This is a genomic window from Methylobacterium sp. WSM2598, assembly GCF_000379105.1.
In the GTDB taxonomy this organism is placed as follows: domain Bacteria; phylum Pseudomonadota; class Alphaproteobacteria; order Rhizobiales; family Beijerinckiaceae; genus Methylobacterium.
This window is the reverse complement of the sequence record NZ_KB900609.1, coordinates 6,099,866-6,116,757: the sequence shown is the minus strand read 5'-3', so window position 1 is coordinate 6,116,757 and position 16,892 is coordinate 6,099,866. Positions and strand designations below refer to the sequence as shown.

General features: G+C 72.6%; 18 protein-coding genes. 8 read left to right on the top strand and 10 right to left on the bottom strand.

All coding sequences use genetic code 11. From position 1 onward, the window contains the following. Positions 1–159 precede the first annotated feature (159 nt). The 3 genes from MET2598_RS0128535 to rpmG all read left to right on the top strand — a co-directional run bounded on the left by MET2598_RS0128535 (position 160) and on the right by rpmG (position 3,469). Complete coding sequence (locus tag MET2598_RS0128535) at positions 160–1,845, top strand: methyl-accepting chemotaxis protein (protein WP_018263173.1); 1,686 nt, start codon at positions 160–162, stop codon at positions 1,843–1,845. Positions 1,846–1,950: 105 nt separating this feature from the next. Beyond that, positions 1,951–3,117 carry an MFS transporter gene (locus MET2598_RS0128530; protein ID WP_012336303.1) on the top strand — a complete coding sequence of 389 codons (1,167 nt, stop codon included), beginning with the start codon at positions 1,951–1,953 and terminating at the stop codon, positions 3,115–3,117. A 184-nt stretch (positions 3,118–3,301) separates the two neighbouring features. Continuing rightward, positions 3,302–3,469: a 50S ribosomal protein L33 gene (gene rpmG, locus MET2598_RS0128525; protein ID WP_012336304.1), complete on the top strand. Its 168-nt coding sequence runs from the start codon at positions 3,302–3,304 to the stop codon at positions 3,467–3,469. 100 nt (positions 3,470–3,569) lie between these two features. On the opposite strand, the gene MET2598_RS0128520 is transcribed toward rpmG, so the two are convergent. The 3 genes from MET2598_RS0128520 to MET2598_RS0128510 all read right to left on the bottom strand — a co-directional run bounded on the left by MET2598_RS0128520 (position 3,570) and on the right by MET2598_RS0128510 (position 6,053). Then, complete coding sequence (locus MET2598_RS0128520; RefSeq protein WP_012336305.1) at positions 3,570–4,034, bottom strand: hypothetical protein; 465 nt, start codon at positions 4,032–4,034, stop codon at positions 3,570–3,572. A gap of 252 nt (positions 4,035–4,286) precedes the next feature. Continuing rightward, the gene (locus MET2598_RS0128515) at positions 4,287–5,660 is read right to left on the bottom strand and encodes a PleD family two-component system response regulator (RefSeq protein ID WP_012336306.1); all 1,374 of its coding nucleotides are present in this window, start codon (positions 5,658–5,660) and stop codon (positions 4,287–4,289) included. Positions 5,661–5,672: 12 nt separating this feature from the next. Further along, positions 5,673–6,053, bottom strand: coding sequence for a response regulator (locus MET2598_RS0128510; protein WP_012336307.1), 381 nt, complete (start codon positions 6,051–6,053; stop codon positions 5,673–5,675). Positions 6,054–6,133: 80 nt separating this feature from the next. Here MET2598_RS0128510 and MET2598_RS0128505 point away from each other — a divergent pair, with 80 nt between their 5' ends. After that, positions 6,134–6,484 carry a DUF3572 domain-containing protein gene (locus MET2598_RS0128505; protein WP_063824146.1) on the top strand — a complete coding sequence of 117 codons (351 nt, stop codon included), beginning with the start codon at positions 6,134–6,136 and terminating at the stop codon, positions 6,482–6,484. Beyond that, positions 6,481–7,788, top strand: a complete 1,308-nt coding sequence (locus tag MET2598_RS0128500; protein ID WP_012336309.1) for a DNA polymerase IV — start codon at positions 6,481–6,483, stop codon at positions 7,786–7,788. The genes MET2598_RS0128505 and MET2598_RS0128500 overlap by 4 nt, the downstream gene beginning before the upstream one ends. A gap of 153 nt (positions 7,789–7,941) precedes the next feature. Here the strand turns inward: MET2598_RS0128500 and MET2598_RS0128495 are convergent, their stop codons facing one another. Next, positions 7,942–8,799 carry a cell envelope integrity EipB family protein gene (locus MET2598_RS0128495; protein WP_012336310.1) on the bottom strand — a complete coding sequence of 286 codons (858 nt, stop codon included), beginning with the start codon at positions 8,797–8,799 and terminating at the stop codon, positions 7,942–7,944. Between the two features lie 517 nt (positions 8,800–9,316). Between MET2598_RS0128495 and MET2598_RS0128490 the strand changes: the two genes are divergently transcribed. Next, a complete protein-coding gene (locus tag MET2598_RS0128490; protein ID WP_012336311.1) occupies positions 9,317–9,844 on the top strand; it encodes a GcrA family cell cycle regulator in 528 nt (175 codons plus the stop codon). Positions 9,845–10,057: 213 nt separating this feature from the next. Here MET2598_RS0128490 and phoB read toward each other — a convergent pair whose 3' ends face one another. The 6 genes from phoB to pstS all read right to left on the bottom strand — a co-directional run bounded on the left by phoB (position 10,058) and on the right by pstS (position 15,457). After that, positions 10,058–10,762, bottom strand: a complete 705-nt coding sequence (gene phoB / locus MET2598_RS0128485; protein WP_012336312.1) for a phosphate regulon transcriptional regulator PhoB — start codon at positions 10,760–10,762, stop codon at positions 10,058–10,060. A 24-nt stretch (positions 10,763–10,786) separates the two neighbouring features. Beyond that, entirely contained in the window at positions 10,787–11,509 is a 723-nt protein-coding gene (phoU, locus tag MET2598_RS0128480) for a phosphate signaling complex protein PhoU (protein WP_012336313.1), read from the bottom strand. Positions 11,510–11,538: 29 nt separating this feature from the next. After that, positions 11,539–12,351 carry a phosphate ABC transporter ATP-binding protein PstB gene (pstB, locus tag MET2598_RS0128475; protein ID WP_012336314.1) on the bottom strand — a complete coding sequence of 271 codons (813 nt, stop codon included), beginning with the start codon at positions 12,349–12,351 and terminating at the stop codon, positions 11,539–11,541. A gap of 41 nt (positions 12,352–12,392) precedes the next feature. Further along, positions 12,393–13,307: a phosphate ABC transporter permease PstA gene (gene pstA / locus MET2598_RS0128470; protein ID WP_012336315.1), complete on the bottom strand. Its 915-nt coding sequence runs from the start codon at positions 13,305–13,307 to the stop codon at positions 12,393–12,395. 25 nt (positions 13,308–13,332) lie between these two features. Further along, a complete protein-coding gene (gene pstC / locus MET2598_RS0128465; RefSeq protein WP_012336316.1) occupies positions 13,333–14,307 on the bottom strand; it encodes a phosphate ABC transporter permease subunit PstC in 975 nt (324 codons plus the stop codon). A gap of 109 nt (positions 14,308–14,416) precedes the next feature. Then, complete coding sequence (gene pstS, locus MET2598_RS0128460; RefSeq protein ID WP_012336317.1) at positions 14,417–15,457, bottom strand: phosphate ABC transporter substrate-binding protein PstS; 1,041 nt, start codon at positions 15,455–15,457, stop codon at positions 14,417–14,419. A gap of 236 nt (positions 15,458–15,693) precedes the next feature. On the opposite strand from pstS, the gene MET2598_RS0128455 reads away from it, so the two are divergent. Both MET2598_RS0128455 and MET2598_RS37530 read left to right on the top strand, forming a co-directional pair. Next, positions 15,694–15,951, top strand: coding sequence for a hypothetical protein (locus MET2598_RS0128455; protein ID WP_012336318.1), 258 nt, complete (start codon positions 15,694–15,696; stop codon positions 15,949–15,951). Positions 15,952–16,243: 292 nt separating this feature from the next. After that, a partial coding sequence (locus MET2598_RS37530; RefSeq protein WP_018263170.1) for a sigma-70 family RNA polymerase sigma factor occupies positions 16,244–16,892 on the top strand: 649 nt, incomplete at its 3' end.

Sequence of the window (16,892 nt, the reverse complement as noted above, 5' to 3'; positions counted from 1 at the left end):
AAGTCGGGAAGATAGCCGTCAGAACTGTGATGTACTCACGGGTTTCGACGAAAGCGGTGAGAAACAGGAAAGAACCGGATGTCAGAACGGCGGTGATCAGACGTGGGCGGCCGGGCGCAGCGGCGCGCACGTGCTTCGCCCGCCTGCGCCGGATCCGCCATGCGCCCCACGCTCAAGTCCATCCTGGTCGGCCTGTTCGCGCTGACCGCCGCGATCTCGGCCGTGCAGGGCACCATCGGCCTCGTCAAGCTCGCGACGATCCGCGCCGAGATCGACCAGATGGCGACGAACTGGCTGCCCTCGGTCGACCTCGTCCACCAGCTCAACACGGCCTCGCGGGAGTACCGCGTGCGGGTCTACCGGCTGATCGTCGCCTCGGACGGGCCGGCCGCCCTGGCGGAGAACAAGGCCGCCCTCGCGGCGGTGAGCGAGACGATCGGGCGGCTGCGCCGGAGCTACGAGCCCCTGATCTCGCCCGGCGCGGAGCGCGCCGCCTACGACGCCTACGCCTCCGTCTGGGAGAGGTACATCGCCGCGCAGGCGCCGCTCCTGGCGGCGGTGGAGGCCGGCCGCCGGGACGAGGCCCTCGCCCTGGTGGCGCGGCCCGGCATCGCCGAACTCGGCGGGGAGATCTCCCGGCAGCTCCAGTCCCTGGCGGAGTTCAACAAGCGGGAAGCGTCCGAGGGCGCCGAGACCGGGCGGCGCAGCGCCGAGGCCGCGACCGAGACCGCGTGGCTGGCGATGGCCGCCTCGCTGGTCACCTCGGTCGGCGCCATGCTGTTCGGGCTGTTCGGCATCTCCCGTCCGCTCGCCGCGACGGCCGCCGCCATGCGGCGGCTCGCGGAGGGCGACGCCGCGGCCCCGGTGCCGGGGCTCGGGCGCCGCGACGAGATCGGCGCGATGGCGGCGGCCCTGGAGGTGTTCAAGGCCAACCTCCTGCGCAGCCGCGACCTCGAGGCCCAGGCCGAGGCCGCCCGCGCCGAGACCGAGACCCGGCGCCGGGCCCTGCTGCGCGAGATGGCGGCGGGCTTCGAGCGGGCGGTCGGCGGCATCGTCGGCACGGTCTCGTCCGCCGCCACCGAGCTGCAGACGACCGCGCAGACCATGAGCGGCGTGGCGGGCGAGGCCGCGCAGCGGTCGCGGGGGGCGGCGAACGGCGCGGCGCAGGCCGCCGCCAATGTCGGGATGGTCGCCGCCGCCGCGGAGGAGCTCGGCACCTCCGTGCGCGAGATCGGCCGACAGGTCGACGGCTCGGCGGAGCTCGCCCGGGCCGCGGCCGAGGAGGCCGTCGAGAGCGCCGCGCTCGTCGGACAGCTCAACGACGCGGCCGCGCGGATCGGCGACGTGGTCGGGCTCATCGCCTCGATCGCGAGCCAGACCAATCTCCTGGCGCTCAACGCGACGATCGAGGCGGCGCGGGCCGGCGAGGCGGGCCGCGGCTTCGCGGTGGTCGCCGCCGAGGTCAAGGAACTCGCCAACCAGACCGCCAAGGCGACGGGCGAGATCGGCGCCCAGATCGACCGCATGCGCGGCTCGACCGACCGGGCCGTGACGGCGATCGGGACCATCACCGGGCGCATCCAGGAGATGAGCGGCGTGGCGACCTGCATCGCCGCGGCGGTGGAGCAGCAGGCGGCGGCGACCCAGGAGATCGTCCGCAACGTGACCGAGGCCGCCGACGGCACCACGCAGGTGAACGGCCACATCGCGGGCGTCGCCTCCGCCACCGAGGAGACGGGCGCGGCCGCCGCGCAGGTGCTGGCCTCGGCCTCCGACCTCTCGCGCCAGGCCGAGCAGCTGCGGGCGGAGGTGGAGCGCTTCCTCTCCGACGTCCGGGCCGCCTGACTTCGGCGGGCGCGCCCCTCGGGTGCGCCCGCCGCGGCCGCGCCCTGGCCCCGGCGGTCCCGACGCGCCATATCGGGGCGCCCGACGGCAGCCGGCAGGGACAGGATGGACGCGGTCACGACGGAGTTCGGCAGGAGCGAGGTCGCCTCGATCGGGGCGGCCATCACCTGTGTGGCGGTGGTGGGGATCGGCCTCAGCCTGTCGATCCCGCTCCTCTCCCTGGAGATGGAGCGGATGGGCGTCTCCAACACGATGATCGGCGTCAACACCGCCGTGGCCGGGGTGGCCAGCATCGCGGTGGTGCCCTTCGTGCCTCGGATCGCCGCCCGGCTCGGCGTGCTGCCGCTCCTGCTCGCGGCGATCGCGGTCGGGGCCGTCTCGCTCCTCGGCTTCAAGCTCCTGTTCGACCTCGCCTGGTGGTTCCCCCTGCGCTTCACCTTCTCGGCGGCGCTCGGGGTGCTGTTCGTGCTCTCGGAATTCTGGATCAACCAGGCGGCGCCGCCGGCCCGGCGGGGCCTCGTGATGGGCGTCTACGCGACGATCCTGGCCCTCGGCTTCGCGGTCGGCCCGGCGCTGCTCGGCCTCCTCGGCACCGCCGGCTGGCTCCCCTACCTCGCCGGGGCGACCCTGTTCGGAGCAGCCAGCATCCCGCTCCTCCTCGCCCGCGGGCTGTCGCCGGAGATCCCCCGCAAGGGCGGGCGGGGCTTCCTCGGCTACCTGCGGGTCGCGCCCTCCGCGACCCTCGCGGCCCTGGTCTACGGCGCCGTCGAGACCGGGGGCTTCGCCATCCTGCCGATCTACGGCCTGCGGCTCGGCCTCACGCCCGAGGCGGCGGCGGGCCTCGTGAGCCTCGCGGCCCTCGGCAACGTCCTGTTCCAGATCCCGGTCGGCCTGCTCTCGGACCATGTCGACCGGCGCAAGGTGCTGCTCGCGGCCGGCGCCGGCGGGGCGCTCGGCGCCCTGCTGCTCCCCGCCGGGGCGGGGCAGCCCTGGCTGCTCGGCACGATCCTGTTCGTCTGGGGCGGGATCGCCGGCACGCTCTACACGGTCGGGCTCGCCCATCTCGGTGCGCGCTTCGAGGGGGCGGCGCTCGCCGGGGCGAACGCGGCCTTCCTGGTGCTCTACAATGTCGGCCTCGTCCTCGGCCCGCCCCTCGTCGGCGGCGGCATGGACCTCGCCTCCCCGCACGGCTTCGCCTGGGCCCTGGCGGGGCTCTTCCTCGCCTACCTGGCGGTGGTCGGGGCCCGGGTGATCCGCCCCTCCCCGGCCTGACCGGTCCCGCCCGGCCTGACCGGTCCCGCCCGGCCTGACCGGTCCCGCCCGGCCTGACCGGTCCCGCCCGGCTTGACGCCGCCCACGCCTTCGGGCAGGAAGGCGGCGCGTTTCGGCCGGGGTCATCCCGGCCCTTTTGCGTTTCGGTCACCCGGACGCATCCCCAGCCCAACGAGGTCGCGTCATGGCCAAGGCCGTCACCGTCAAGATCAAGCTCGTCTCGACCGCCGACACCGGCTACTTCTACGTCACGAAGAAGAACTCGCGCACGCAGACCGACAAGCTGTCGTTCAAGAAGTACGACCCCGTGGCGCGCAAGCACGTCGAGTTCAAGGAAGCCAAGATCAAGTGAGCGGCGCGGCGGCCCGCGGCCGCCGGCCGGTTCTGTGGGCGGCCGAGGGCCGCTGGAAGGCCGCCCCCGGGGCGGCCTTCGTCGTCTCGGCCGAGTCGTCTCACCCCAGCAGGTACAGGAGCCCCGGCAGGGCCGCGACCCCGGCCGCGCAGCCATAGGCCAACCACAGGCCCGGGCGCTTGGCCGCGAGGCGGCGCAGGCGGCGGGCGGTGGCGGAGCCGGTGACGCTGCGGCCGTTCACGCAGGAGCAGAGCAGGTGGTGGGCCTCCCCGGTGCTCAGCTCGAAGAAGCGGCGCGCCTCCCCGAACGTGTCGCCCGCGAGCCCGCTCGCCCGCAGCACCGGGTCCGCGTAGGCGTAGGCGAGCGGGGAGTTGTCGGCCCGGATCGCCGCCCGCATCCGGCGCGGCACGAACTCGATCTCCTCGAGCGTGGTGAAGGCCCGGGTCGGTTCGCGGTCGAGGATCTCGGCCCAGCGTTCGAGCCGGGCGCGCCGGCCTTCGAGCAGGCCCGGGACCGGCTCGACGTCGGCGATGTCGCGGAGGTGACGGAGCGGCTGATGTTCCATGCTGAGCATCCTGTCGATGCGCGGCTCTTTTCTCGCGCGCTGCGATCGAAGCAGGATGCAACAGACTTCGCGACGATGCATTCGCGAAGATCGACGCCGATTTACGCGGTTTGACTGCCAAGGTTGGCGGATCATCGGCGCCAAGACATGGCCGAAATCAACGGCCTGCAGCCTGGCCGCGGGCCCGTCGGCCGAGCGCCGGGACCGCTCCCGGCTCGCTCTGCGTCATTCTACCGCACCTCTCGGCCGGGTTCAGGCCGCGGCCGCGACGACCCGGTTGCGCCCCTCCTGCTTGGCCCGGTAGAGCGCCACGTCGGCGCGCTTGAGGAGGTCGGCGGGGAGTGCGTCGTCCGGGTGGCGCACCGCCAGGCCGATCGAGACCGTGACGTCGATTCCCCGCGTGCCCCCGTGCACCAGGAAGGGCGTCGCCTCGATCCGCTCGCGGATGCGCTCGGCGACCTGGCCGGCGCCGTCGAGCCCGGTATCCGGGACCACGACGACGATCTCCTCGCCGCCGAAGCGGGCGACGATGTCGATGCCCCGGGTATGGGCGCGGATCCGGTCGGCGAACTGGCGCAGCACCTCGTCGCCCGCGTCGTGGCCGAAACTGTCGTTGATCGCCTTGAAGCGGTCGATGTCGAGGAGGAGCAGGGCGAGCGGCCGCCCGCGCAGGGAGGTCTCGCGGAACAGCCCGGCGAGGTGGCTGTCGAAGTAGCGGCGATTGTGCAGGCCGGTGAGCCCGTCCGTGACGGCGAGCTCCATCGAGGCCTGGACGGATTCGCGCAGGGAATGCGCGAAGCGCCGGCGCCGCACCTGGGTGCGCACCCGGGCGACGAGCTCGTTGCGGTCGATCGGGCGCACCAGGTAGTCGTGCACGCCGAGGTCGAGCCCGCGCATGATCCGGGCGCGGTCGCCCGCGTCGGCGAGCATCACCACCTGCATGCCGCGCGTCCGGTCGAGGGAGCGCAGCTGGCTGCACAGGCGCAGCCCGTCGAACCCGTCGAAGTCGAGGCTGACCAGCGCCACGTCGAAATTGCCCTCGGTCGCGGTCTCCAGCGCCCGGTGCGGATCGGCCACCACCTCGACGCAATGGGACTGGCTCAGCGCCGCGGCCATGCGCTCGGCCGAGGCGCGGCGGTCATCGGCGATCAGCAGGTGGGCGTTGAGCCCGGTCTCGGCGGCCGCCGCCGCGAGCGGGTCCGCGAAGCCGAGGTCCCGCGAGGCGAGCGCGCGGTTGCGCAGCTCGTCGGTCATCGCCTTCAGCCGCACGAGGCTGCGCACCCGCGCGAGCAGGGCCGTGTCGTCGATCGGCTTGGTCAGGAAATCGTCGGCCCCGGCGTCGAGGCCGCGCAGGCGGTCGCTCGGCTGGTCGAGGGCGGTCACCATCACCACCGGCAGATGCGCCGTGGTCGGCGTCGTCTTCAGCCGCCGGCACACCTCGAACCCGTCCATGCCCGGCATCATCACGTCGAGGAGGACGATGTCGCACAGGCCCTGCTCGCAGATCGCGATCGCGTCCGGCCCGTTCATGGCCGAGATCACGTCGAAATACTCCAGCGACAGCTTGGTCTCGAGGAGCTTGAGGTTCGGGAAGAGGTCGTCGACGATGAGCACGCGTGCCGACATGGAGGGGGGCCCTCAGCTCTGGCGCTCGTCGCCGAGATAGGTCCTGACGGTGGCGAGGAACTTCGCCACCGAAATGGGCTTCGACAGATAGGCCTCGCAGCCGCCCTCCCGGATGCGCTCCTCGTCCCCCTTCATGGCGAAGGCGGTGATCGCGATCACCGGAATGCTCTTGAGTTCGTCGTCCTCCTTGATCCACTTGGTGACCTCGAGTCCCGACACTTCCGGGAGCTGGATGTCCATGAGGATCAGGTCGGGGCGGTGCCGGCGCGCGAGCTCGATCGCCTCGATCCCGTTGGCGGTCTTCAGGGTCGCGTAGCCATGCGCCTCCAACAGGTCGTTGAAGAGCTTCATGTTGAGCTCGTTGTCCTCGACGATGAGCACGGTCTTCGTCATGGCTCACTGTCTCCGGCGCCGACGAGACGCATCCGAACCTCCGACGACGCCTGCCCGTCCCGTTTAAGCGGCACAAGTTGATGAAACGCAAATCGCCGAGTTTTACCAGAGGGAAGCCTCCCCAGCGAGGATTACCGAGTCGCAGCGAGGCCGAGGGGATCGCCGCCGCGGTCTTCGCCTTCGTGACGGCCGATCCGGGGCGCCTGATGCGCTTCATGGAGGGGGCGGGCCTGAGCCCGTCCGCCCTGCGGGAGGCGGCCGAATCGCCCGAGCTGATGCTCGGCCTCCTCGACCACGTGGTGTCGGACGAGGATCTCCTCCTCGCCTGCGCCCGGGCGGTCGGGGAGCCGCCCGAGCGGATCACGCTGGCGTGGCGCCGCCTCGGTCCCCCGGATCCGGATTCCTTCGGCGCGGATCCCTTCGACGCATGAGCGCGGGCGCCCCGGCGCTCTGCCGCGACTGCGCCCGGCTCACCGGCGGGGGCGCCGCCCGCCCGGGCGGCCCGCGGCGCTGCGCCGCCTGCGGCTCGCCCCGCCTCGTCGCGCACCCCGAGCGCGACGCGCTCAGCATCGCGCACGTGGATTGCGACGCCTTCTACGCGGCGATCGAGAAGCGGGACGATCCCTCCCTGCGCGACCGCCCCGTCATCGTCGGCGGGGGGCGGCGCGGCGTGGTCGCGACCGCCTGCTACCTCGCCCGGACCCGCGGGGTGCACTCGGCCATGCCGATGTTCAAGGCCCTGCGGGCCTGCCCGGACGCCGTGGTGATCCGGCCCGACATGGAGAAGTACGCCCGGGTCGGGCGCGAGGTGCGGGCGATGATGCGCGCGCTCACCCCGCTCGTCGAGCCGGTCTCGATCGACGAGGCCTTCCTCGACCTCTCCGGCACCGAGCGCCTGCACGGGGCGAGCCCCGCCGTGACGCTGGCGCGCTTCGCGCGGGCCGTGGAGGCGCAGCTCGGCATCACGGTCTCGATCGGGCTCGCGCCGAACAAGTTCCTGGCCAAGATCGCCTCGGACCTGGAGAAGCCGCGCGGCTTCTCGGTGATCGGCCGGGAGGAGGCGCGGGCCTTCCTGGCGCCGCGGCCGGTCGGCATCCTGCCGGGGGTCGGGCAGGCGGCCGCCGGGCGGCTCGCCGAGATCGGGATCCGCCGCGTCGGCGACCTCGCGCGGGCGGATCCGGCCCGGCTCCGGGCCGCCCTCGGCCGCGACGCGGCCCGGCTCGCGCGCCTTGCCGGCGGCGAGGATCCGCGCCCGGTCGAGCCGCACCGCGCGGCCAAGAGCGTCTCGGGCGAGACCACCTTCGCGGAGGACCTGCGGGATTTCGCAGCCCTGCGCCCGATCCTGTGGCGGCTGTGCGAGACGGTGGCGCGGCGCCTCGTGCGGGCCGAGCTCGCAGCGGCGAGCGTGACCCTGAAGCTGAAGGATGCCGGGTTCCGCCTGCGCACCCGCACCCGGTCGGGCCTCGCGCCGACGCAGCTCGCCGAGCGCCTGTTCCGCCCCGCCGAGGCGATGCTGCGCGAGGCCTGCGACGGCACCGCCTACCGGCTGATCGGGGTCGGGGCCGGCGACCTCTGCGCCTCCCTCCACGCGGATCGCGGCGACCTCGCCGACCAGGGCGCGCGGCGCGAGGCGAGCCGGGCCGCGGCGGTCGACGCCCTGCGCGCCCGCTTCGGCGAGGCCGCGATCCAGCGCGGCCTCGCCTTCACGCCGGCGGACAAGGACGCGAAGGGGTGATCCGGGATCCGGTCGATCCAAGCGGATCCCGGATCACGCGCCCGCGCGGCGCCTGAGCGAAGCTCTCATCCGCCATCCCGAAGGGATCGATCGGATCTGGGATGAGACCCGACCGGCGCCCGCGGGGGCGGCTCGCCCGCCCGGGGGCACGGCTCAGGGCTTGCACTCCTTGCTCTCGCTGCCGAGGTCGATCCGCGACAGGTCGCCCTTGAGGGTGAAGTCCCCGTAATCGAGGCGCAGCGCCCCGCTCACCCCGTTCTCGTAGAGGTCGAAGGACAGCACGTAGATCGGCGTGCGCTCCCCCTCGCCGGTGGAGAAGTAGCTGAGCGTCACCGGCCAGCGCGGCATCGCCGCCATCGCCCCCTCCTGCAGCGGGGGCTCGGCCCGGGGCGCCCCGTCCTTGCCGGCCTCGGCGCTCGCCGGGACCGCCTTGCGCGGGCCGATCACCGCGAGCGTGTCGTAGATCTTGCGGCCGTCGTCGGACCCGTCGAACACCTTCACCGAGACGGTGTGCTCGCCCGCCTGCGCCGCCTCGATCAGGCGGCGCATGTGCGCGGCCGGGAACAGCACCTCGCCCGGCGCGCTCACCCGGGCCCGCTGCGGCTGCTTGAGGGTGACGGCGAGGCCCTTCTCGTCGCGCTCGGCATCGCCCGCCACCGCCGGCTGCTCGCTGCCGTTCAGGTCGGATTGCGTGCGGAAATGGAAGGCCTTGCCGTCGCCGCTCTCGAAGGTGTTGTTGCGCAGGTCCGAGGTGCGCGCGCCGCTCTCGGCGCTCTCCAGCACCGTCACCTGACGGTACTGGAGCGCCCAGCCCTTGCAGGGATCCCCGGAGAAATCGAAGACGATGCGCCCGCGCGCGCTCTCGACCGCGCGGGCGCCGGTGCTGCGCAGGAGCGAGAGGTCGTAGACCGCCCGGTGCGGGGCGAGGCGGATCCCCCCGGCCGGCTCCGCCGCGAGACCGGTGGGCAGGAGAACGACGAGCGGCAGCAGGGACGCGAGGAGTGTCCGCATGGAATTTCCCGTGTCGGGCACGCGCGGCCCGGGGCGGAACCATAGGTGCAGGGCGCCGCCCGGGCAACGCGACCTCTCGCACGGGATGCAGCGTGGCGCGGATGCCACTCTGTCCCGCTCGCCCTCGCCCGGGGCGGGCCCTCCGGGGCCGCCCGCGGAGTGCGCGGCGGCCGCCTCGGGGCGCCGGCGCGCGCCCGCCCCGGCGCGTGACAAGCTGTTGATACGCTGTGGATTTCCTGGCCTCGCCGCCCCCCCGGAGGGGACCCCGCCGGGCGCCTCTCCCCCCAGTCCGCGGCCCTGCGCGAACCCGGCCCGGCGCGGGGAAAACGGGTCCGGCGGGGCCGTGGGACTCTTGCGCGGAGAACGGCCGCTCCTGTAGGTTCACCCCCGTCGCAAGCGCTGTCACGAAGCGGCGATCATCAGCAGCAGAGAGGCACTGGACGCGCGGTCGCACGGCCGAACGCAGACGGCTGCGTGCGTCCGTGCCGCTGATGGGTGGGGGAATTCGGAGGCGGCGATGACGGATGCGGGCCCGAGCTGGACGAAGGAACGGGTCGAACTCCTGAAGCGGCTGTGGGGAGAGGGGCGCAGCGCGAGCCAGATCGCGGCCGAGATCGGCGGCGTCTCGCGCAATGCGGTGATCGGAAAGGTGCATCGGCTCGGCTTGGCCGGCCGGGTGCTGAAGTCGAACGGGGCGCCCGCGCCGGTGCCGCGCAGCCGCGCGCCGAGCGAGGAGGAGCGCCCGCCCGCCCAGGCGCCGGTCCCGACCATGGTGGCGCCCGCGCCGGCCTCGCTGGCGCTGGTGCGCGCCGAGCCCCCGCCGTCGGCGGAGGCGGCGCTGCCGCTCTCGGAGCGGGTGACGATCATGGAGCTGCGCGAGTTCATGTGCCGCTGGCCCATGGGCGACCCGGCCTCGCCCGATTTCCGCTTCTGCGGCGCCCGCTCGATCACGGGCCTGCCCTACTGCACCCACCACGCGCGCATCGCCTACCAGCCGGCGACCGAGCGCAAGCGCAGCGACCGGCGGGTCGTGGCCTTCCGCTGAGCCCCGTTCGCCGAACCCGTCACCGGTTCGGCGGCGACGACCCGGCGGCGAGGCCCCGGCGGGCCTGCGCGGCGCGATCCTGCCGGGATCGCGTCCTGGGAGGGTCGTCCTGGGAGGGTCAAGCGTGCCGTCGCCGCGCGCAGGGCGGACCCTCGCGGCCCACGACGCCGCGATGCCGTCCGCCGATGCCGGGCCTCGATGCGGCCGGGGCGCTCAGGAGGCGCCGTTCGCGAACATCTCGTCGAAGGAGTAGCCCGAGCCGCGCACGGTGCGGATCGGGTCGGGGCGGCGCGGCCGGTTGATCGCCTTGCGCAGCCGGCCGATATGCACGTCGACCGTGCGCTCGTCGATGTAGACGTCGTGGCCCCACACGCCGTCGAGGAGCTGCTCGCGGGAGAAGACCCGGCCCGGGCTCTGCATCAGGAATTCGAGCAGCTTGAACTCGGTCGGGCCGAGATGCAGCTCCCGCCCCTCGCGCCGCACCCGGTGGCTGACCCGGTCGAGCTCGATGTCGCCCGCCACCAGGAGATGCGCCACGTGGGCCGGCTTGGCGCGGCGCAGCAGCGCCCGCACCCGCGCCAGCAGCTCCGGCACCGAGAAGGGCTTCACGATGTAGTCGTCGGCGCCGGTGGCGAGGCCGCGCACCCGGTCGCCCTCCTCGCCGCGGGCGGTGAGCATGATGACCGGCAGCCGCTCGGTCTCCCGGCGCGCCCGGATCCGGCGGCAGAGCTCGATGCCCGACAGCCCCGGCACCATCCAGTCGAGGAGGACGAGGTCCGGCACCTGCTCGCGCAGGCGGATATCCGCCTCGTCGCCGCGGGCCACGGCATCCACCGTGAAGCCCTCGGCTTCGAGGTTGTAGCGGAGCAGGAGCGTCAGCGGCTCCTCATCCTCGACGATCAGGATCCTTGTGCTCATCGACAATGCGGGTCTCCGGTCCGGTCACGCCTCCGGCGCCGGCGGCGCCACCGTGGCGAAGCTCGACCGGTCGTTCTTCGGGCGCTCGGTCGGCAGCGTCTCGCCGCTGACGAGGTAGTGGATCGTCTCGGCGATGTTGGTGGTGTGGTCGCCGATCCGCTCCACGTTCTTGGCGCAGAACAGGAGGTGCGTGCAGAAGCTGATGTTGCGCGGATCCTCCATCATGTAGGTGAGGAGCTCGCGGAACAGGGACGTGTAGAGCGCGTCGATGCCGCCGTCGCGCGCCCAGACGTCGAGGGCCACGGCGACGTCCTGGGTCGCGTAGGCGTCGAGCACGTCCTTGAGCTGCTCCTGCACGAGGTCGCTCATGTGCTGGACGCCGACCACCACCTTCTGGAGCTGGGGCTGATCGCTGATCGCCACCACCCGCTTGGCGATGTTCTTGGCGAGGTCGCCGATCCGCTCGAGGTCGCCGGAGACGCGGATCGCCGAGATCGTCTCGCGCAGGTCGATCGCCATCGGCTGGCGCTTGGCGATGAGCAGGATCGCCCGCTCCTCGATCTCGCGCTGGAGCCCGTCGAGGCGGGCATCCGCCGCGATCACGCTCTGGGCCAGGGTGCCGTCGCGGCGCACCAGGGCGGTCGCCGCATCCGCCATCATCTTCTCGGCGATCCCGCCCATCTCGGCGATGCTGCGGCGCAGGTTCTGCAGGTCCGCGTCGTAGGAACTGACGATGTGATCCGACATGGCGCTCGTCCTGCTCGCAAGGGGGAGGGTCAGCCGAACCGGCCGGTGATGTAGTCCTGGGTCTGGCGCTTTGTCGGAGTCATGAACAGCCGGTTCGTCGGCCCGAACTCGATCAGCTCGCCGAGATACATGAAGGCCGTGAACTGCGAGATGCGGGCCGCCTGCTGCATGTTGTGGGTGACGATCGCGATGGTGAATTCCCCGCGCAGCTGCTCCAGCAGCTCCTCGATGCGGCCGGTCGAGATCGGATCGAGGGCCGAGGTCGGCTCGTCGAACAGGATCACCTCGGGCTTTTGGGCGACCGTGCGGGCGATGCAGAGGCGCTGCTGCTGGCCGCCCGACAGGCCCATGCCGGATTGCTTGAGCTTGTCCTTGACCTCGTCCCAGAGGGCGGCCTTGCGCAGGGCCTCCTCGACGCGCTGGTCGAGGTCGGCCCTGCCGAGCCGCTCGTAGAGCCGGATGCCGAAGGCGATGTTATCGTAGATCGACATCGGGAAGGGCGTCGGCTTCTGGAACACCATGCCGACGCGGGCGCGCAGCTCGTTCAGGTCGATCGCCGGGTCGAGGATGTTGCGCCCGTCGAGCAGGATCTCGCCCTCCGCCCGCTGGTCGGGATAGAGCGAGTAGATCCGGTTGAAGGTGCGCAGCAGCGTGGACTTGCCGCAGCCCGACGGCCCGATCAGCGCGGTGACCTGCCGGTCGTGGAAGTCGAGGTTGATGTTCTTCAGGCCCTGGAAGGTCCCGTAGTAGAAGTTGAGGTTCTTGACCGCGAGGCGGACCGGGGCGGTCTCGTCGGCCGCGCCGGATTTGACGACCGGTGCGGCGGTGGCGGAGGCGCTCATCGGGGTTCTCCGGAGGATCGTCGGCGGGGGGCGGCGCGGTCTCAGCGGCCCCTGCCGCCGCGCAGGAACAGGCGGGCCGCGATCGACAGGCCCAGGATGGTCACGGTGATCAGCAGGGCGCCCGCCCAGGCGAGTTGGCGCCAGTTCTCGTAGGGCGAGAGGGCGAATTGGTAGATCATCACCGGGAGGTTGGCGACGCCGCCCATCAGGTTGGGGCTGAACCAGGAATTGTTGTTGAGCGCCGTGAACAGGAGCGGCGCCGTCTCGCCCGCGATGCGCGCCAGGGCGAGCAGGATGCCGGTGACGATGCCGGCCTGCGCGGCCTTCCAGGTGACGGCGCGGATCACGATCGAGGGCGGCGCGCCCAGGGCCGCGCCGGCCTCGCGCAGGGAGCCCGGCACGAGGCGCAGCATGTCCTCGGTGGTGCGCACGATCACCGGCGTCGCGATGATGGCGAGCGCCACGCCGCCGGCCCAGCCCGAGTAGCCGCCCATGGTGCGCACCATCACCGTGTAGACGAAGAGGCCGATCAGGATCGAGGGCGCCGAGAGCAGGATGTCGTTCAGGAACCGGATCGCGTCGGCGAGCTTGGCCGTGCGCCCGTACTCGGCGAGGTAGGTGCCGGCGAGCACCCCGACCGGGGTCGCCACCACGATGCCGATCAGCGTCATGACCAGGCTGCCGAGGATGGCGTTGGCGATCCCGCCCCCCTCCGAGCCGGGACCCGGCGTCACCTCGGTGAACAGGGTCGGCGAGAGGCCGCGCAGGCCCTCGACGATCAGCATCAGCAGGATCGAGCCCAGCACGATCGCGCCGAGCGCCGTCGCCGCCGTGCAGAGGATGATCAGCAGCCGGTCGGCGGTGCGCCGGCCGGCGCGGACGCGGCCCCAGGCTTGGCGCGCCGGTTCGGCGGTCGCGGCCTGGCCTGCCGTGGCGAGGGTGGTCCGGGCGTCCATGGCATCAGAGCTCCGTCGGGCGGGATCAGGCGACCTTCACGCGGCGCACGAGCAGCCGGGCCACGATGAGGACGATGAAGGTGACGACGAACAGGATGCAGCCGAGCGCCAGCAGGGCGTGCAGCTGCATCCCGTCCGCCTCGTTGAACTCGTTGGCGATGCGCGACGCGATGGTCGAGCCCGGGTCGAAGATCGAGGGCGACAGGCGGTTCGCGTTGCCGATCACGAAGGTCACCGCCATGGTCTCGCCGAGCGCCCGGCCGAGCCCGAGCATGATCGCGCCGATGATCGAGACCGAGGCCTGCGGGACCAGCACGTGGCGCACGACCTCCCAGGTGGTGCAGCCGATGCCGTAGGCGCTCTCGCGCAGGACGGTCGGGATCTGGTCGAGCATGTCGCGGGTGATCGAGGCCACGAAGGGCACGATCATGATGGCCAGGATGATGCCGGCGGTCAGGATGCCGACCCCCGAGGGCACCTGCGCGTAGAGCAGCGTGCCGACGACAGGCAGGCCCTCGACGAGGTTCGAGACCGGCACCTGCACGAAGCGGGCGAAGAGCGGGGCGAACACGAACAGGCCCCACATGCCGTAGATGATGCTCGGCACCGAGGCGAGCAGCTCGATCGTCATCGCCACGGGCTTGCGCGCCCAGCCGGGGCAGAGCTGGGTGAGGTAGATGGCGATGCCGAGGGAGATCGGGACGCCGATCACCAGGGCCAGGAAGGCCGAGACCAGGGTGCCGATGATGGCGACGAGGGCTCCGTACTCCTCGCGCCCGACATTCCAGGCGCTCGAGGTGATGAAGCCGGGCCCGAAGGCCTGGAAGGCCGGCCAGCCGCCGTAGACGATCGAGGCGAGGATGCCGGCGAGCACCAGCAGCACCAGCAGCGCCGAGCCGAAGGCGGCGGCCTGGAAGAGGCGGTCCGCCAGGGGGCTCGGCGCGCCGCGCGCGGCCTTGGGGGCGGTGGCGAGAGCGAGGTGTTCGGACAACGCGACCATCCGGATTTCCCTTCAGTGAGCCGCCTGTAGCGCGCGGAGCCGCCCGACGCGAGCCGTCGATGGGGCGCCCCCTCCGGCGCGAGGGCCGGAGGGGGCGCCGGGTTGCGGCTCACATGCCGAGGACCGGCTTGCCGTCCTTGCCGGTGACCTTCTTCCACTCGTCCTGGATCAGGCCGACGACGGCGTCGGGCAGCGGCACGTAGTCGAGGTCGCTGGCGAGCTTGTCGCCGTTCTTGTAGGCCCAGGAGAAGAACTTCAGCACCTCGGCGGCGCGGGCCGGGTCGCTGGGGCTCTTGGGCACCAGGATGAAGGTGGCGGCGGTGATCGGCCACGCCTTCTCGCCGGCCTGGTTGGTCAGCGCGATGCCGAAGCCCGGGGCGGACTTCCAGTCGGCGTTGGCGGCGGCGGCCTGGAAGGCCTCGTCGCTCGGCTCGGGGAACTTGCCGGCCTTGTTCTGGAGCAGCGCCACCGGCAGCTTGTTCTGCTTGGCGTAGGCGTACTCGACGTAGCCGATCGCGTTCGGCACCTGCTTCACGACGGCGGTGACGCCCTCGTTGCCCTTGCCGCCCTGGCCGGCCGGCCAGCTGATCGTCGTCGAGGCGCCGAACTCCTTCTTCCAATCGGCCGACACGTCCGACAGGTAGGTCGTGAAGATGCTCGTCGTGCCGGACGCGTCGGAGCGGTAGACCGGCGTGATCACCGCGTCGGGGAGCTTCACGCTCTCGTTCAGCTTGGCGATCCTGGGGTCGGACCACTTCTTGATCTTGCCGGCGTAGATCTCGGCGAGGAGCTCGCCGGTGAGCTTCACCTCACCCGACTTCACGCCCTGGATGTTCACGACCGGGACGACGCCGCCCATCACGGTCGGGAACTGCACGAGCCCGTCCTTCTCGAGGGCCTCGCCCTTCAGGGGCGCGTCGGTGGCGCCGAAATCGACCGTGCGGGCCTGGATCTGCTTGATGCCGCCGCCGGAGCCGATCGACTGGTAGTTCAGGCCGACGCTGGCCTCCTTGCGGTAGGCCTCGGCCCACTTCGAGTAGACCGGGAACGGGAAGGTGGCGCCGGCGCCGGTGATGTCGGCCGCGAGGGCGGCGGTGGCGATCTGGGCGGTCGCGAGCCCGATGGCGAGCGCGGTGGCGAATCGTTTCACGAAAGCTCTCCGTGTTCCGTCAATCTGACGCGCGGTCTGGGTCTCGCCTCGGGGCGAGAGGCTGTCCATCGCGGCGCGAGCGGTAGCCCCGCACGACGCCGCCCCTATGACGGTTGCATGACGGTTGCATGACATCGCCCTCGCCCTCCGCTCGAAGTCGCCGGGAGCATGGGACGGTCCGGGGGGCTCGCGCGTTATCCTGCCATGGCAAGCTGGGAGCAGGTGAGGACCCCGCCGTGCAGGAGGCATCGACGACCGGGAGCGGGAACGGGCACGATTCGGAGCGCGCGGCGCTGCTCGCGCTGCATGCGGAGCGGGAGGGGCTGGAGCGCCGGCTCGCCCTCGCGCGCCAGCAGCGGCTCTACCTGTCCGATCCGGAGGCGATCGCGGCGGCCGAGGCGGAGGAGCGGGACCTCCTGGTGGACCTCGACCGGCTCCTGACGCGGATCCGGGCGGCGGAGTACCGGCGCCGGCCCGGCGGCCGGCCCTGGTAGGAGCGCCTCGGGGGATCCGGCTCGGGAAAGAGTCCGGCTCGGGAACCTTGGCCGTGCTTCGGCCGTTGCCCCGGCGCGAGGCCAGGTTGCGGCCTCGCGCGTCACACGGGGTAGAGGAGGAGCCGATGGCGATCGAGCAGGCGGGAGGCGCGGCGAGGGGCGGGCCCGGGGGGACCGCGCCGGAGACCGCTCGCGGCGGCGACCGGCGCCCCGGGCGCGCCTGACCTCCCCCGCCCCCCTCGTCCCCGGGCGGAACCGTCCGCCCCCGCCCCTCCAAGCGAAGAGTCCCCCCATGCTCTACCCGAATGCCGCCACCCTCGCCCCGGCCGAGCCCAAGCCCTCCCTGCCCTCCACGGTGCAGCAGCACCTCGGGCGGCAGCTGCGGGAGGCCTACGCGGCGATCGAGACCGCCACCCCGGACACGGTCCTGGCGCTGATCGAGCGGCTCGAAGCCGCGCTCGCCGCCCAGGGGCGCAGCGTCGAGCCGGAGTTCCGCGACGGGCTCCTCTCCGCCCTGCCCTCGCTGCGGGCCTTCGCGCTCTCGCTCACCAACAATTCCGCCCGGGCGGACGACCTCGTGCAGGACACGATCCTGCGCGCCTGGCAGAACCAGCACCGCTTCCAGCCGGGCACGAACCTCAACGCGTGGCTGTTCACCATCCTGCGCAACGCCTTCTACTCGGAGCAGCGCAAGCGCATGCGCGAGGTGCAGGACGAGGACGGGACCTACGCGGCGCGGCTGTTCTCGGCCCCCGACCAGGGCCACCGCCTGGACGTGCAGGACCTGCGCGCCGGCCTCGCCAAGCTGCCGCCGGACCAGCGCGAGGCGCTGATCCTGGTCGGGGCCGAGGGCCTGTCCTACGAGGAGGTCGCCCGGATCTGCGGCGTGGCGATCGGGACCATCAAGAGCCGCGTCAACCGCGCCCGCAACCGGCTCGCCG

Coding starts and splice junctions, on each gene's coding strand:
- MET2598_RS0128500 (WP_012336309.1), top strand. CDS start 6,481: ATGAGCGCGGGCGCCCCGGCGCTCTGCCGCGACTGCGCCCGGCTCACC.
- MET2598_RS0128530 (WP_012336303.1), top strand. CDS start 1,951: ATGGACGCGGTCACGACGGAGTTCGGCAGGAGCGAGGTCGCCTCGATC.
- MET2598_RS0128535 (WP_018263173.1), top strand. CDS start 160: ATGCGCCCCACGCTCAAGTCCATCCTGGTCGGCCTGTTCGCGCTGACC.
- pstB (WP_012336314.1), bottom strand. CDS start 12,351: ATGAGCGCCTCCGCCACCGCCGCACCGGTCGTCAAATCCGGCGCGGCC.
- phoB (WP_012336312.1), bottom strand. CDS start 10,762: ATGAGCACAAGGATCCTGATCGTCGAGGATGAGGAGCCGCTGACGCTC.
- MET2598_RS0128510 (WP_012336307.1), bottom strand. CDS start 6,053: ATGACGAAGACCGTGCTCATCGTCGAGGACAACGAGCTCAACATGAAG.
- MET2598_RS0128490 (WP_012336311.1), top strand. CDS start 9,317: ATGACGGATGCGGGCCCGAGCTGGACGAAGGAACGGGTCGAACTCCTG.
- pstC (WP_012336316.1), bottom strand. CDS start 14,307: ATGGTCGCGTTGTCCGAACACCTCGCTCTCGCCACCGCCCCCAAGGCC.
- phoU (WP_012336313.1), bottom strand. CDS start 11,509: ATGTCGGATCACATCGTCAGTTCCTACGACGCGGACCTGCAGAACCTG.
- pstA (WP_012336315.1), bottom strand. CDS start 13,307: ATGGACGCCCGGACCACCCTCGCCACGGCAGGCCAGGCCGCGACCGCC.
- MET2598_RS0128520 (WP_012336305.1), bottom strand. CDS start 4,034: ATGGAACATCAGCCGCTCCGTCACCTCCGCGACATCGCCGACGTCGAG.
- MET2598_RS0128495 (WP_012336310.1), bottom strand. CDS start 8,799: ATGCGGACACTCCTCGCGTCCCTGCTGCCGCTCGTCGTTCTCCTGCCC.
- rpmG (WP_012336304.1), top strand. CDS start 3,302: ATGGCCAAGGCCGTCACCGTCAAGATCAAGCTCGTCTCGACCGCCGAC.
- MET2598_RS0128505 (WP_063824146.1), top strand. CDS start 6,134: ATGAAACGCAAATCGCCGAGTTTTACCAGAGGGAAGCCTCCCCAGCGA.
- MET2598_RS0128515 (WP_012336306.1), bottom strand. CDS start 5,660: ATGTCGGCACGCGTGCTCATCGTCGACGACCTCTTCCCGAACCTCAAG.